This window comes from Salipaludibacillus keqinensis, assembly GCF_003226325.1.
In the GTDB taxonomy this organism is placed as follows: Bacteria; Bacillota; Bacilli; order Bacillales; family Salisediminibacteriaceae; genus Salipaludibacillus; species Salipaludibacillus keqinensis.
Genome location: NZ_PDOD01000004.1, coordinates 154,367 through 170,765, shown reverse-complemented (window position 1 = coordinate 170,765; position 16,399 = coordinate 154,367). Strand labels below are relative to the sequence as shown.

9 protein-coding genes are annotated in these 16,399 nt (G+C 42.2%); 3 read left to right on the top strand and 6 right to left on the bottom strand.

Annotated features, from left to right (window positions below):
* Window positions 1–41 precede the first annotated feature (41 nt).
* The 3 genes from CR194_RS15730 to CR194_RS15720 form a co-directional block, all read right to left on the bottom strand.
* Entirely contained in the window at window positions 42–977 is a 936-nt protein-coding gene (locus CR194_RS15730) for an aldo/keto reductase (protein WP_110610776.1), read from the bottom strand.
* 213 nt (window positions 978–1,190) lie between these two features.
* Window positions 1,191–2,492 carry an MFS transporter gene (locus CR194_RS15725; protein WP_110610774.1) on the bottom strand — a complete coding sequence of 434 codons (1,302 nt, stop codon included), beginning with the start codon at window positions 2,490–2,492 and terminating at the stop codon, window positions 1,191–1,193.
* Window positions 2,493–2,755: 263 nt separating this feature from the next.
* Window positions 2,756–9,676, bottom strand: a complete 6,921-nt coding sequence (locus CR194_RS15720) for a pullulanase (RefSeq protein ID WP_233254395.1) — start codon at window positions 9,674–9,676, stop codon at window positions 2,756–2,758.
* Window positions 9,677–10,105: 429 nt separating this feature from the next.
* Between CR194_RS15720 and CR194_RS15715 the strand changes: the two genes are divergently transcribed.
* A complete protein-coding gene (locus CR194_RS15715) occupies window positions 10,106–10,495 on the top strand; it encodes a DUF948 domain-containing protein (RefSeq protein WP_110610770.1) in 390 nt (129 codons plus the stop codon).
* A gap of 208 nt (window positions 10,496–10,703) precedes the next feature.
* On the opposite strand, the gene rlmD is transcribed toward CR194_RS15715, so the two are convergent.
* On the bottom strand, window positions 10,704–12,077 hold the full coding sequence (gene rlmD, locus CR194_RS15710; protein WP_110610769.1) for a 23S rRNA (uracil(1939)-C(5))-methyltransferase RlmD: 1,374 nt from the start codon (window positions 12,075–12,077) through the stop codon (window positions 10,704–10,706).
* Between the two features lie 124 nt (window positions 12,078–12,201).
* Between rlmD and CR194_RS15705 the strand changes: the two genes are divergently transcribed.
* Window positions 12,202–13,215 carry an SEC-C metal-binding domain-containing protein gene (locus CR194_RS15705; RefSeq protein WP_110610767.1) on the top strand — a complete coding sequence of 338 codons (1,014 nt, stop codon included), beginning with the start codon at window positions 12,202–12,204 and terminating at the stop codon, window positions 13,213–13,215.
* A 119-nt stretch (window positions 13,216–13,334) separates the two neighbouring features.
* Complete coding sequence (locus CR194_RS15700; protein WP_110610764.1) at window positions 13,335–14,075, top strand: class I SAM-dependent methyltransferase; 741 nt, start codon at window positions 13,335–13,337, stop codon at window positions 14,073–14,075.
* A 58-nt stretch (window positions 14,076–14,133) separates the two neighbouring features.
* Here the strand turns inward: CR194_RS15700 and deoC are convergent, their stop codons facing one another.
* On the bottom strand, window positions 14,134–14,805 hold the full coding sequence (gene deoC / locus CR194_RS15695) for a deoxyribose-phosphate aldolase (protein ID WP_110610762.1): 672 nt from the start codon (window positions 14,803–14,805) through the stop codon (window positions 14,134–14,136).
* A gap of 138 nt (window positions 14,806–14,943) precedes the next feature.
* Window positions 14,944–16,215, bottom strand: coding sequence for a NupC/NupG family nucleoside CNT transporter (locus tag CR194_RS15690; protein ID WP_110610760.1), 1,272 nt, complete (start codon window positions 16,213–16,215; stop codon window positions 14,944–14,946).
* Window positions 16,216–16,399: the final 184 nt, after the last annotated feature.

Here is a 16,399-nt window from a genome sequence, read left to right as displayed (position 1 = left end):
ATAGGAAGAGATCGTATTGGATTTTAAATGATTATCATTTATCACCAAGGAAGGTTGTTGTCTTTCAAATGAGTTTCCCACGTTGCTTTTAGTTGCTCTACTACCTTTGAATCCATGGCCCCTTGACTTGCGGATATATTTTCTTCTAACTGACTAATATTTTTCGCACCAGGAATGATTGTTGACACTTGTGGATGAGCCAGAATATATTGTAAGGCGTTTTTTGCTAAACTTTGATTTGGATTGACAATGCTTTTGACCTCTTCTAACATCTTCGTTCTTCTTTGGATAATCTCTGGGCTCCAACGACTTCTGATGTCTGTAAAGGTGCTGTGAGCATCATATTTACCTGATAGCCAGCCGGAATCTAATGGAACTTTGATAATTAGAGCGACCTGATTCTCTTCAGCTGCTTTGAACGCTCTGGCTGGATCTTGGTGAAAAATATTAAACATGACTTCGATCACTTGACTGTTCGTTTTCTCGATTATCTCAAACATTTCCTTGCTTGAATCTACAGACGCGCCATAGGCACCGATCTTCCCCTGTTTCTTCAATTTATCTAATATCTGAAAATGTTGGTTATCGCCATTCAAATATTCAAATGGAGGATTATGCAAAAGAACAGAATCAAGATAATCCGTTTGGAGTCTTTTTAAGCTTTGATCAACGGATCTTTCTAACTCGGTTGGATCGAAGTCCACTTCACCATTGTCATGATGACCAAATTTAGTACTGATAATGACCTTATCTCTCTTCCCTTTTAACGCCTTGCCAAGAATTTCTTCACTCTTTCCAAAACCGTAATTCGGCGCTGTATCAAAGAAATTACATCCTAAATCGATAGCTTTATGAACTATCTGAATTCCTTCATCTTCAGTCATTGAACCCCAATCTCTTTCATTACCTAACTGCCACGATCCTAATCCAATTTCAGATACAAATTTACCCGTACTTCCATATGCTCGTTGTTTCATTATTTTCTTCCTCCTTTTTGTGAATAAATAGTTATTGCTCACTTTTACGAAAGCGCTTTCGTTTTTTGCGTAAAAAAAACAAATGCTTGGCTTATCCAGACTCATTATAACATTTATTTCGTGTGACGAATTGGTAAATGCTTGGGTAAAAAAAACTCGTATAGAGCCAACCAATGTGCTGGCTCTCGTCCTTGAATTGAAATAGTGAATGTATTAATAGTGACAGGCATTTTCTCTATCCCTATCAACTTTTTTTCCCTTTTTTCGTTTGGTATCCTGCTCTTCGTCCTTCTGCTTTTCTTTAATCAATATCACTCCCACTAAACCAAATATAGAAAAAATGACAGGGGTGATGAAGCCGTAGTAATATCCGTCACCAATACTACCTGAAGTTGATTGGAAATGATCCAGTATATACCCGAAAGCGCTTGGCAGCAACACCGCACTGAGGAATCCACCTGTGTTCGCAAACCCAGAAACAATACCCGATTCTGTCATGGGAAAGGATTGACGAACAACTGCAAACGTTAAGGAATTGGAGCCGAATCCAAAGCCAATGATAAAGAATAAGATAACTAGCAAGGAAAATGGCGGGTACGCCTTAAATAAAAGAATCGTAGACCAACACAATAAAACCGTGATATGAAAAACAACATAAGGCCGTTTAAGCGATTTTAGACAACTTGAAACCCAACCAATAAGAGGGGCTCCAATCAGAGCTCCTATAAGACTAATCATAATGAGTTGACTTGCATCTAACCGCGTCATCCCATACACATCCATCATATAAGGCACTGCCCACGAACCGATAAATCCTATATATCCTCCGACAATCCCAAAGTGACAAAGGAATAATGCCCATGCCTGTCGAGTCGAAAATATTCTTCGTAGCAAAACCGAGGTTTTTTCCCGTTTCATTTTACTTTTTACAAATAGCTCTTGTTTAGCTTTTTTTACTAGTACTAAATACAGGAAAAGGCTACACAAACATAAAAACACCCCAGCAAAAAGAAATGCTCCCCTCCATCCGAGTAAAACAATCAATACAGAGAAAGGAACAGTCGCCAGAAGAAAACCAAGACTTCCTGTCATTCCTGCAAAACCAATGAAACGAGTAAATTCCTTCTCAGTAAACCATTGTCTTAAAATCAACACCATATTGACCCAAATCGTTGCATCTCCTATGCCTGTAAGGATTCTAGCAAAAAAAAGGATAAATTCATGTGTGCTAAGACTGTAAATGATTATCCCTATACCTGTTAGTGCGGCCCCTATAATAAGGAAAAAATTAGGTCCGTACCGATCAGCCAAGATGCCCATTGGAATTTGCAAAAAAGTATAGACAAAAAATTGGATACTTGTCACTAATCCAATCGTTGAAGCTGCGACACCAAAATCCGTCATCAATTGATCTGTAATTAGGCCTGGAGCAGTTCGTTGGCTTGACATGATTAAATAAGTAAACAATACAGAAGCAAATATCAACCATCTCAACTTACTATTTTGTTTGTCCAATCATATCTACTCCTGTTAGCGTTTACCCTATATATATGGGGTTCCTGTAAGAGTAGAAATGGTACTTGGAGTTTTGTTGATTTGGGCGGGAATTGTATTTCTCTAATGCAGGACTGATTTATGAAGGAATAATAAATCCAACGCCCAATGAATTCGATTCCTAGCTTTCAGATGCCTGTACCAAGACTCATGTAAAAGCCCCTTCGCACATTAATACGAAGGGGCCTTGTTTTCACACAAACTGTCAAACTATCTTTAGATTGTTATTGTGTAAGTTCTTCAATTTTTTGAAGTGTAACAGCATCTGCAATACCGTTCACCGCTAAATCGTTTGCTTCTTGGAAATCCCTTACCACGCCAGAAGTAACTGGACCGTAATTCTCAGATGGATCTGACGGGAAGTTTCCATAGCCAAGTTCAGTTAAGTTCAGCTTCAGCTCTCTTATTTCTGGAGCTGAGTTTCCATCTGTAAAAACAGATGTGAAAATATCATTGATATAAGCAAGCGTTTCTTGGTCAGCAACACCAGTTTGATCTAAACCATAATAATCCTGGAAACTTACAACTACTGATGAGGTCACAGGACCGAACAGTTCAGAAGGATCTGAGGGGAAGCTTCCGAAACCAAGAAGAGTCAAGTGCTGTTTCATGATTTTAATTGCTTTCCCTGTATCACCATGCTCGTAAGGTATAACCATGGAAAGTTCAGCAATTTTAGCCAGGGTCACAGGGTCTGCAATACCATTGATTGCCAAGTCATTTGCTTCCTGGAAGTCAGAGACTACACCCATTGTAACTGGACCGTAATTCTGTGACGGATTCACAGGGAAATTACCGAAACCAAGTGCACTTAAGTCCACTTTTAATTGTCTGATTTCAGGAGCTGAGTTTCCATCAGTATAAACTGACGTTAGCAGCTCACTTATAAGGTCAAGCGTTTCCTGATCAGCTTCCCCTGTTACGTCAAGACCGTAATAAGTCTGGAATGACGACACGACACCTTCAGTTACAGGACCGTATCTTTCAGACGGATTTGCTGGGAAGTTACCGAAACCAAGCTTCGTTAAATCCTGCTTCATTAGCTTAATGGCAGGGCCTTCATCCCCATCTTTGAATGGTACTGACAGCGTCAATTCATCAATTTTCGCTAACGTCACAGGGTCGGCAATACCATTTACCACAAGTCCGTGCGCTTCTTGGAACTCAGACACAACTCTCATGGTTACCGGACCGTATCTCGGTGATGGGTTAGCTGGGAAGTTACCAAAGCCAAGGGCAGTTAAGTTCAACTTTAGCTGTCTGACTTCAGAAGCTTCATTCCCATCTGTGTAAACAGAGGTGAGAATACTGTCCATTAAGTCCAGCGTTGCTTGATCTGCTTCGCCAGTGACTTCAAGACCGTAGTATTCTTGGAAATGTTCTACAACACCTTTTGTAACTGAACCAAATCTGTCAGAAGGAATTGCAGGGAAATTTCCAAATCCTAGCTCTGTTAGCTTCAACTTCATCTCACGAATTTCTTCACCTTCGTCCCCGTCTTTATAAGGGATTTCAAGTGGTTCTTCAGGTGACTCTTCTGAACCTTTTTTAACAACTACAGCTGTTAATGGTTCGATCGAGATGCTGTCTGATGACAATTCAAAACCTGCCGGGCTGCTCACTTCAGTGGCTCCAGCTTCGTCTGCATCTACAATGACTGTACCATCAGTTAAATCGTAGTCGAGTGTCATAGTACGTGCTTCGTCATCTGCGTTAACAAAAACGAAATACTCACCCGTGTTATCAGTCGAAACAGCATGGTACCCGATTAGAAGATCTCTCTCACCGACTTCAGGAGCATCAATAAACGACACATTTTCTTCAATTTCTTCCATCGTTCCTAATCTGAATGCGTCTGTTGATCGACGTAGCTCAATCATGCCTCTTGTGAAATCTCGAGTTAAAACGTTGATTGGATACTCTTCTGCATTCGTTGCCTTTTCCCAGTCGAACAAGTTAACTGCGTCAGAGGAATCATAGGAATCGTGAATAAAGTAAGGATATTCAAATGGGTTACCGTCTTCGTCCGTCATGAATGTGGACTTGTACGGGATTGCATTATCCGCAACCGGTTCACGGTAATCTTCATGCTTGAACTGCTTCGTACGACCGAATTCCTGACCAGCATGGAGGAAAGAAGTCCCTTGAGCTGTAAGCGTCATAAGGTTACCGAGACGGATGCGTTGATGAATTTCTTCTTGGTGATCTTTAGGGTCCTTTTGAATGGACTGGGCGATAACGTCATGCAAGGTCAGGTTATCGTGAGCTGCTATATACGGCACCACATCTCCTGGATTTGTTGCAGTGAAATTATGCGGGTTAGCCGTCAGGTTGTCGAAAATTTGCTGAATATCTCGTTCTCCACCTGTAATAAATCGCGGTTCCCCTTCACTTCCAAATCCGGATTTCAGTTCATTACGGAAATCATCTGAGAACGATCCTACAGACTCCGTATACTCCATCCAGTCCTGATCTGCCGGCTGAACATCAGGATACATTTCGTCCCCGACGAACGTTCTCCAGCCTTCACCGATCATTACAATGTTCGGATTTACTTCTTTTGCTTTGTCATATGCAATCTGAATACTCTCTGCATCATGGTCCCCCATCATATCGAAACGGAAACCGTCAACCTTGTATTCTTCCACCCAGTGCATGATGGAATCTACAAGAATACGTCTTGCCATCTCATGAGTGGTACCGAGACGACCGCCACCAAAACTTACACGCGGTGTTCCATCGGCATCCATGAAGTGATAGTAATTAGGTTCAAGATCTTCAAAGATACGTACACGTGCCGTATGGTTGTAAACCACATCTAAAATAACACCCATATCTCGGCTGTGAATTTCGTCAATCAACATCTTGAATTCTTCAATACGCTTTGCAGCGTCATCTGGATCTTGTGAATACATACCCGTTAGTGAGAAATAGCTGTGTGGGTCATATCCCCAGTTAAAGTTCGTTTGTGTAGAAGCATAGTCAAGCATACGCTCGCTAGCTTCGTATTCATTTGCAAAGAAGTAACTCATCACTGGGAGTAGCTGAACGTGTGTTACACCCATGTCTTCCAGATAATCAAGTCGCTCTGCAAAAGCTCCAAACGTTCCAAATTCATTTTCCAGTTCGTCTTCAATGGATGGATCTGATGTAAAGTCTCTAACGTGGAGCTCATAAATAATGGCATCCTCACGCTTTTCAAATCCATCGATTTCAGCAAAGTCAAGTTCAGGTCCAATAGCAGAAGGATCCACGATTGCTGCTTTGCCGATATAGTTGTTATCACCATCATTCGAATTCCAAGTTGCCATAGATTTCGCATAAGGATCGAGAGCCAGAACGGTTTCGCCATCGCGCTCGATTTCGTAATGATAATAGTAACCATCAAGATCAGCAACACCAGCGTTGTTTTCGTCCAATGTTACAGACCAAACACCACGGTCACCAAGATCCATTGCTACATCATCAGTTACAACATCGTACTGATCATCACGGTCATAAAGGATGATATTGACGTTATCCGCACTTGGGGACCAGAGTTTCAATGTGGCAGACCCGTCTTCGTGGAGTTCTGCACCAAGATCTCCGTCATATGCATACATTTCATCCTTTAGTCTCCAGCCTACGATTGCTGTTGCAGTTCGCTCATTGAATTGTACTTCAAAAGGCGCTGCATCAAGATCAAATGATCCGTACACGTTTACCGTTACGCCATCATCTTCAATGGAAATGGAATCGAATGCAACATTCTCTCCGTGACGATCAGTGATTGTAAGACCCTCTCTAAGAGTATCCACATCAAACCCGTCTGTAGATGAGAATATTAGTTCAATCCGTTCATTAGAAAGTACTTCTGCAGTGCGAAGGCCCTCCTGAGAAACATAATAAGGATTGTTATAAGCCGTATCGTCACCTTCAGTTACGAAAATTTGTTTATGCTGTTGCAGTTCATCAAAATGCATATCACCTGTCTGCTCGTCAGTAGCAGCATTCAGAAGGAGGAAACCAATCTCTTCCGCATCTTCTTCAAGGTCAATATCCACATAAGCGCCATATCGGCCTTCTGCTTCAAAATTAGCCGCTTCATCTGGCCAATTTTCAGGAGGATTAAGACCCTGTTCCCAGAACCAGACAGCCCAGTCATCATAATCCGCATCTTCACGGTCATAGTGAATACGGACCTGATCATCAAGATCAACCGGTTCATAAGTCAAATATGTGCCATCTTCATACAGCCAGATTTCATTCATATTTGGTGAAAGAATGTCTATAGCAACATCACCTGTGAGATTGGCACCTCCCACATTATTGACTAGCATATCAAGACGCTGCGCCCCTTCTTCAAGTTCAATATCAAAGTAAGGACCAAAATCTGTCATACGATCTTCTGAGAATCGTTCTTCACCAGGCCACGAAGAAAATTCTTCAGAAGCTCTCGCTGCGCCATCCCAGTACCAAACACCGAGGTTCGATGGTGCTGTATCACCAGCATCATAGTGAACGCGTAGATGATTTTCAGGTATTTCATTTGTATCAGTTTCTTCTTCTGTTTCTTCAGCTCCAAGAATAGTGCCATTTTCAACAGTCAGTACAGCTGTTCCGCCATCAGCCATAGCTGGAACGTCAATTGTTACCGTTCCATCAGCTGCTGTGTATTCTTCACCAGCGTAATGATCTGTTACAACAACGTCATCAGAGTCAACATCAAGCATAATTGCACGTGCTTCTTCCATCACATTAAGTGCTGCAAAGACGCTATTATCACCATACGTTCTGCTGAATACAACAAAGTCATCTTCACTTGATCCAGCAACGTGATCGAATGCACCACGGGCCATAACTTCGCTGTGCTCTCCACGCAGGTTGAACACACTTTGATAGTGAGCAAGGATGTCATTGTTTTCTACAATATCCCAGCCCATGTCATAGCGGTTGTCATATTGAGGCCAGTTGTCAGCTCCCGTTTGACCTAGCTCTTCCCCGTAATAGATTACAGGCTGTCCTTTAGCAAATGCTTGCAAAGAAGCTGCGACTTTCAACTTACCTTCATCGCCGCCTTGTGTGTAAAGGAATCCATTTTCGTCGTGACTCCCGAGGAAGTTTCCAACGGTTGCTTTATTATCAAGGGTGTGTTGGATTTCATCAAGGTAATCAACGGCTGCATTAATATTTCCGTTTACAAGATTTCCGGCTGCACTCTTAAACTGGAAGTCCAAGAGGGAATCCATCTGACCAGAGTTCAAGTAACGGTGGTTTCCGTTAATATTGTTTTCCCATGCTTCACCAATCATTTTGAAACCTGCATCCGCACGTGTCAGTTCATTTTTAAACAGCTGCCAAGTTGGCACATCCACGTGTTTAACTGTATCCACACGGAATGATGAAATGGCATTGCCTGCATCGGTTGTGGATTTTTGAATCCAACCCGTTTGCCAGTCAACGATCTGCTCTCGTACTTCCGGTACTTCTGTTTTGAAGTCAGGGAGGTCTGCAAGTTCCATTGTTTCATCGGTAGATCCTGATTGTTCACGGATCATCCCTTCAAAACGCTCTCGATCATTATCCGTCGGATATCCGTCCGGACGTTCACCTTCAGGAACATCTCCATCTTCAGGCTTTAAGCCGTAACCCGGATGGTTCAATACAACGTCAACCATGATCTCCATGTCACGGTCAGCCGCAGCATCAATCAGATCGTGGAATTCATCTAAAGTACCTAGATGTGGATTCAGCTCTTCGAAATCCTTTGCCCAGTAACCGTGATAACCGAAGTAAGAACCATCGTTTTCATTCGCATAGCTTACATCATAAGCGATGTTCTCTACAATTGGGGTAATCCAAATTGTATTGACACCCAGTTCATCAAGGTAGTCAAGATTTTCTGTAACCCCAACGAAGTCGCCGCCCTGCGGTGTACCACGTTGGTTGTCATACGATGAATAATCAAGATTATAAGGGTCGTTATTTGAAGGATCGCCGTCGTAGAAGCGGTCAGTGAGCATAAAGTAGATCACTGACTCATCCCAGTAGAAGTCGCCGTCTTCTTTTGCATGTTGTACGACTTCTACTTCTGCAGTGCCCTCATATACGCCGCCTTCTTCATCTACCAGTTGAAGCGGGATTTCGTATGTACCCGGATCAATGGTGTAGTGGGCAGATAATGTAACTCCCATTACTTCTGGTGAAATGGAGAGCTCCTCAGGTCCGCCAAGTTCAGTCACATCAGCAGACATTCTTCTGATGCTCACGTCCTCATCAGGATAGTTTACATCAATATCTAGGACAGCATGATTCTCAGCATCTAGGGTACCAGTTGTTGTACCACTGATTTCAAAATCATATTCGCCTTCCTTTAGTTCAGGCTCCTCTTCCACATCAGTTGCAACATAATAAGGATTTGTGTAGACTTCATCCCTTTCAAGATGAAGGAAGATTTGGTTGTGCTGATCGAAATCACCAAAACTGAAATCGGTCGTTTGTTCCTCGCCATTTTCCCTATTTACGAGAAGGAAACCGATTGAGGAAGCGTCGTCAGTCAATTCCAAATCAATATACGCTCCATATGGACCGGTCTGATCATTGCTGAAAGGATGTGCTCCTGTTGGCCAGTCTGATGTCGGGTTCGCTACGTGTCCCCAAGTCCAAAGTCCCCAAGGTTCATAGGAGTCTCCATCTTTTTCAAAATGAACCCGAAGAATGTTGTCTGGCAAATCCAGAGGTTCATACAAATAGAGCTGTTCATCATGAGTGAGCCACACTTCGTCCATGTCTTCAGCTAAAATCTCAACATTAAAGTCGTCTTCTGTCACATTATTCCCGCCACGGTTATTAATAAGGAAACCCATTTCTTCTGCGTTTTCCTCAAGCTCAATATCAACATAAGCACCAAAATCGGTAGTGCCGTAATCTTCAAACCACTTTCCATTAGGCCAGTCATTGGGCGCATCTACCACGTCGCCCCAGAACCACACACCTAGCTCTTCAAGATTTAGATCTCCGTAATCATAGTGCACGCGCAAATGCCCATCAGGTACACCGTCATTTTCTTCAGCTGTATTCACCGTTTCATCTTCATGATTAGCTTCTTCTGCCACCACTGCAGGTGTGAATGCTGAAAAAATACTCAAACTCATTACACCTGCCATAAAGATTGCCGACCGTCTTTTCGTCTTCCTCTTATGCAATTTTTTTCTCCCCTTTCTCCCTACCATAAAAATGTTAAATAGCGGTTCAATTTCCTCCTTTCAGTTTGTTGTGCATCATACCTTTTTGCGAAACCGTTTGCACAAACAACCAAAGAATAACCCTGGCTACTACCCAGAATCTAGTCATTTGTGAAAGCGTTTTCCTATGGTAAATGTTACATTAAATTGTCAGAATAATCAACACGAACATTTAAAATTTTTACAAATTTTCTGTTACATCAATGGTTCTTCTACATTATTTTACTTTTATGAGCGAATGAATTTGATATTGAGTAGAAAAAATGAACATTTTCATACTAACAATTGTTGTGATAAGGAATGTGCGAACCTCCACCCTCATAGACTGAGTGAAGAAGGGAGGTGGTCTCAATGATTGAATGGAGTGTTGGCATTGCAGCTGTTGCATTTGTTTTTCTCGTCGTCTTTTTGATTATGACATTACGAAAACTAATGGCAACATTGGCTGAAACAAAGGAGACGCTGTCAGACGCCAGGAAATCTGTAAACAGCATTACTGATGAGGCAGAGGATCTAATACATGAAGCCAACAAAATTTCAGTTGATGTAAAAGGAAAAATGGAATCTGTTGATCCATTAGTGGAATCCGTTCGTGATATGGGGGAGATGCTGCACAGTGCAACAAGTTCAATGAAACGAACTGCTTTAAAAAAAGAAAACCGAAAAACCATTCATACACAGGAGACAAATGATACGCAGGGTAAAAAGGAGATCCATCCGATCCGAATTAAAATGAAGTAAGTATAAAGAGTATATCTGCCCCCACTTTGATAAAGCATTAATGCGATGAGTTCTGGCACTTGTCCACATTTAAAAACTAAAAAGTGTCAGAACCCTCTTAACTATAGGATCTGACACCTTTTATCGTTCCATTATAGTTTACACATTACTCTTCAATCTCAACTACTCTTGTAATATTACCTCCTCAAGTCTTACACTTTCCTACTTATTATTTTTTCACTAACCATGACACACACTCCACATGCCCCGTCTGCGGAAACATATCCACCGGCTGGACTTCCTGCGTTTTGAATCCGTGTTCCGCTAAATACTTCAAGTCGCGCGCCAAAGTTGCTGGGTTGCAGGAGACGTAGACGATGCGGTCTGGTTTCATGTTGACCATTGTTTCTAAAAGTTTTTCGTCGCAGCCTTTTCGAGGCGGATCGACGACGATGACATCAGGGTGAAGGCCTTGGGCTTGCCACCATGGCATGATGTTTTCCGCTTCACCGACGACGAAGTCTGCATTTTCGATATGATTGAGCTTTGCGTTTCGTTTCGCGTCAGAAACCGCTTCTGGAACAATTTCTACGCCGTACACTTGCTTTGCTTTTTGAGCGAGGAATAAACTGATCGTGCCGATTCCGCAATAGGCATCGATGACTGTTTCTTTCCCCGTTAGTTGCGCGTATTCCAGTGCTTTATCGTACAACACTTTTGTTTGGTCAGGGTTCACTTGATAAAACGAGCGAGCGGAGATGGCAAATTGAATGTCGCCGATAAAGTCATGGATCACTTCTTCGCCCCAGAGGACTTCCGTCCGATCGCCAAAAATGACGTTGGTTCGTTTCGGGTTAATGTTTTGCACGATCGATTTCACGTTCGGTAGTTCGTTCTGCAAAGCTTCAATAAGGTTTTTCTTATTAGGGAGTTCCTTCCCTTTCGTCACAAGGACGACCATCAGTTCATCTGTATGCTTGGCATGGCGCACGACCACGTGGCGAAGGGTTCCTTTATGAATACGGTCGTCGTAACCGCGTATACCATACTGCTTCGCTAATTTTTTCACCAATTGAACGACTTTGTCATTATCCTCATGCTGGATGACACAGCTCTCCATATCGACAATTTGATGGCTTCGTTCCGCGTAGAAACCTGCCACCAGGTCGCCTCGCTGCTCCCCAACTGGAACTTGGGACTTGTTTCGGTAGCGCCAGGGATCGTTCATTCCTAGCGTCGGATGAACAGGTACGTCCGTAATGCCGCCAATTCGAGATAACGTCTCTTCTACTTGTTTGTGCTTATAGGCTAATTGCCCTTCATAACTCAAATGCTGAAGTTGACAGCCGCCGCATCGATTGAAGATTGGACAAGGGGGCTCCACGCGCTCGCTACTTTCCTCATTAATCTTCATGAGACGACCAAATCCGTAGTTTTTCTTCACTTGGACGACTTTAACTTCAGCTGCTTCTCCAGGGAGGCCTCCTTTGACGAACAATGGATAGCCGTTCTTTTTCGCCACGCCTGCCCCGTCATGGGTGATGTCTTCAAAGGTGACATGAATCGTTTCGTTTTTATTCACTGGTGGTTGGTGCTTCGTCATATGCTTTCGTATCCTTTCCGTTCCCTAATAGTCTGCATTTGATTGTACCATAATTGAACAGTTGAAAAAATCAGCAAGGCTGATATGATAGGGAAGGTGATTTAAATGAACGAGGTGAAAGGTTATGGCAACATTGAAACGAAATGACCCGTGTCTATGCGGGAGTGGTAAGAAATACAAGAAATGCTGTTTAGTTAAATTACAAGCGAAACCTCGCTTTGACGAGAAAGATCAATTGGCTTTCAACGAATTGTTACCGAGGGTGTTTGATTATAGTAAGAAATTCGATCAACAGCTTCAGCCCGTTTACGAACGCTACGTTCAATCTCTTGAACGTTTGCCAAAAGCTGATGCGCAAGCTTTCTCTCAACTGATTTTCCACTGGATGCTGTTCAACTATCCGATGGTTGACGGGAATGAAACGATTTTGTCTGATTACGTAAAAAAACAAGGTTCTTCTTATTCAGAGAAATTTCAGCAGTTTTTACAAGAGTGGTTGGCTTTAGAACCTAAACTCTTTCATGTGACTTCATCTGATGACAAGAACATGGCGATTTATGACGTTTTCCAAGAGACATCGCTGACTCTTGAAAAAACGCCAGCCTCAGCTAATTTAACTGAAGGCGATCGTCTTATCGGTTATTTATATCCGACTCCAACAGGACACTCCCTTGGTAATGATGCGATCGGGATTCCTCAGAAACTGGAGCAATCTTTTTTGACTCATTTGAATGAAATGAAGAGTTTATCTGAAACCAAGACCAATGAGCAAGAGTGGTTTACTTCTCATTTCCATGAAGCCTTGGATGTACTTAGTCTCTTGACCATTTCAGGTAAAGAACTACAGGCAGAAGAAAGACTTAACGACTCCAGCAAACAAGTTCTGAACCTGCTTAAAGAGAAGTTAGATTGGAGTGTGTTCACATTCGATCGGTTCTTAAAAGCAAAAGTGACTTGGATTGCTTACACAAAAGAGCACTCGCCTAGAATCCAAAAGCCCGAAGCGTTCTCGGCAGCGCTGGAATACTGGATAGGCAAGCAGACAGAGGGTTCAGGCGGTCTGTCACAAAAGACTGTATCTGAAAAATACAGCGTGTCCCCAGGAACGGTTTCGAGTAAATATAAAAGCATAAGGTAATGATCAAAGTACTGTCCCTCACAGGTGGGACAGTACTTTTTTTCTCACACAATCTCGCTTTTAATAATTGACTGCTTAGAACCTCCAAACTACAATAAATGACGAAAGGGGATGTTCTGATGAACTGGAAAGCTTACAATGATTTGGCTTGGACGGAGCACATTATTGCTTCTCCTGAAGATTACGGTGAAGAAGCCGATCACCATATTCAAGCAATTAATGAACATACGACCCGGAAATCGCGTACCCTTCTCCATATAGGCTGTGGGGCTGGCGGTCATGACTATCATTTCAAAAAACACTTCCAGGTTACCGGCGTTGACCTGAGTAAAGGCATGCTTGATATTGCAAGTGAAGTAAATCCTGAAGCAACTTACATTGAGGCGGATATGCGCTCGTTCGACCTGAACGAGACCTTCGACATCGTCGTGTTTGCTGAATCGATTATGTACATGACAACTCCTTCTGACTTAGGGAATGCTGTGGAAACTGCAGCCAGGCACTTGAAATCGGACGGTACGATGCTTATCGTCTGCCAACCGAAAGAAATCTTTCAGGAGAACAATTTTGCCTATAGCGGGACCCGCGATGGAGTACATGTGACGCTTTTTGAAAACAATCACATCACCTCTGCTGAAACATATGAATCCGTGATGGTTTACCTGATCCGTGAAAACAGGGGTCTTCACGTAGAGCATGATAAACACACGATTGGCTTGTTCTCGGAACATACTTGGCTCGATATTTTTAAAAAAGAGGGCTTAGACGTTAAAGAAAAGGATATGAATCACCTCTATGATAACTACGTGCTTGAAGATGGAGAGTACCCACTGAAAATGTACGTGCTTAAAAGGAAATAACCTGAACCTCAAAAAAATCCCGCAGCGAAATGTATGATTTCACTGCGGGATTAATCACTTAATAATCACTATCTACTTTCTCACCTTGTACGATCTTCACACCGGCACTTGCTCCGATTCGAGTAGCACCTGCTTCAATCATCGCTTGAGCATCTTCTAGACTACGTACTCCACCTGATGCTTTTACACCGGCATTGTCGCCAACAACTTTTTTCATCAAGGCAACGTCTTCAACCGTTGCGTTTCCTGTTGAGAACCCAGTTGATGTCTTCACGAAATCAAGTCCAGCTTTCAAGGCGATTTCACATGCCCGAGTTTTCTCTTCGTCAGTTAATAGGCACGTTTCAAGAATTACTTTCGTTAACGCTTTTCCTTTCGCTGCAGCTACTACGGCGCGCATGTCTGCTTCTACGAGGGAATCGTTACCGTCTTTCAAAGCACCGATATTTAAGACCATATCAATTTCTGTTGCGCCATTTGCAATCGCGTTTGTTGTCTCAAATGCTTTCGTTTCAGGCGTGTTAGCCCCTAATGGGAAGCCTACAACTGTACAAACATCAACGCCACTGCCTTTTAGCATATCAGCTGATTTTTTAACCCACGTAGGGTTAACACATACTGAGGCGAATTTATACTCTTTTGCCTCTTCACAAAGTTTCGTAATTTGTTCTTCTTTTGTTTCAGGCTTTAATTGCGTGTGATCGATCATTGCTCCGATTGATTGACTCATGTTCTTCATCCTTTCGATTATCCTACGATTATTTTAACTTACTCTTAGAATTTCAGCATTAAACTTGATAATTTTTGCAAATCTTCTCCAGCAGAATTTCCCTTGAGTATTTTTCTAAGATGTTGTTGTCAGACTTTATTAAAAGAACATCCCGGCAATAGACGCATTCAACAGTGATGCTAGCATACCTGCTGCGACCGCCTTCAAACCTAATTTAGCGATATCACCGCGACGACTTGGTGCCAACTTCCCAAGTCCACCAAGCAAAATTCCCAACGAGGAGATGTTTGCAAAACCACAAAGGGCAAAACTGATGACTAAGATCGTTTTTGGAGATAAAGTATCCATCACATCTGTAAAGGCAACATACGCGACAAATTCATTTAATACGAGCTTCTGTCCAATAAATGACCCTGCTTGGAACGCTTCAGCCCATGGTACACCTATCGCGAACGCCAATGGTGCGAATAACACACCGAAAATATTCTCCAACGTTATTCCTTGTAAGTTGATTGAAGCATCAGAGCCAACTAAACCTAACACGTAGTTAACAACATTATTGATAATGTTTTCTGCTCCTCCAAGAAGTCCATTTATCAAGGCAATCAAAGCGATGAATGCCAATAGCATGGCACCGATATTTAATGCTAGCTGAAGTCCTGTACTTGCCCCCCGCGCTGCCGCATCAATCACGTTATACGATTCTTGATCATCGTCCATTTCAACTACTCTCTCGTCTGAAGTAGCCTCTGGATCTGTTTCCGGCAACATAATTTTAGCCATGATTAATCCTGATGGAGCAGCCATAAAGCTTGCGGCTAATAAGTATTCTAATGGAACCCCTAATAATGAATACCCGATTAACACGGAACCTGCAACAGAAGCTAAACCACCAGTCATGACTGCAAACAGTTCGGATCGAGTCATTTTATCTAAGAACGGTCTTACGACTAGCGGTGCCTCTGTCTGTCCTACAAAAATGTTTGCCGCAGCTGAAAGCGACTCTGGCTTACTTGTACCAAGTAGTTTGGCCAAGGCGCCACCAATAAATTTAATGATTTTTTGCATAATTCCTAAGTAGTATAGAACAGAGATAAGTGAAGAAAAGAAAATAACGACGGTTAATACTTGGAAAGCAAAAACCATCCCTATGCCTTCCCCTTCAAAGATCCCACCAAATAGGAAATCAATTCCCTCATCTGTATATCCCACAACATTATTTACGATTGCTGTTAATCCTTCTAATCCCTGTCTTCCTGCTTCCCATTGGAAAACGATAAAAGCAAATGTAAATTGAATCGCTAACCCACCTATAATTGTCCTTGGTTTAATGGCTCGTCTATTACTTGATAATAAAAATGCAATAGATAAAACGACAAATACACCAAACAAACCCCACAATATATTCATGTCTGTCACCTCAAGCCTTTTCTCGTTGTTTTTTATTGTTCAGACGTCTAACAACCTGTTTACATGTAAGACTATATCATTTTGATTGAACATTTGTAAACCTTTTCATGAATTATTTTTCATGAAGTTTTTCCCTCTTTTTAAAATCACTTTTCATAACAGATAATTATCTTTTTCAACCCGT

Bases quoted from the DNA above. Each gene is read 5' to 3' on its own strand.
- CR194_RS15730 (WP_110610776.1), bottom strand. From the start codon at position 977: ATGAAACAACGAGCATATGGAAGTACGGGTAAATTTGTATCTGAAATT.
- CR194_RS15720 (WP_233254395.1), bottom strand. From the start codon at position 9,676: ATGGCAGGTGTAATGAGTTTGAGTATTTTTTCAGCATTCACACCTGCA.
- CR194_RS15715 (WP_110610770.1), top strand. From the start codon at position 10,106: ATGATTGAATGGAGTGTTGGCATTGCAGCTGTTGCATTTGTTTTTCTC.
- rlmD (WP_110610769.1), bottom strand. From the start codon at position 12,077: ATGACGAAGCACCAACCACCAGTGAATAAAAACGAAACGATTCATGTC.
- CR194_RS15705 (WP_110610767.1), top strand. From the start codon at position 12,202: ATGGCAACATTGAAACGAAATGACCCGTGTCTATGCGGGAGTGGTAAG.
- CR194_RS15700 (WP_110610764.1), top strand. From the start codon at position 13,335: ATGAACTGGAAAGCTTACAATGATTTGGCTTGGACGGAGCACATTATT.
- deoC (WP_110610762.1), bottom strand. From the start codon at position 14,805: ATGAGTCAATCAATCGGAGCAATGATCGATCACACGCAATTAAAGCCT.
- CR194_RS15690 (WP_110610760.1), bottom strand. From the start codon at position 16,215: ATGAATATATTGTGGGGTTTGTTTGGTGTATTTGTCGTTTTATCTATT.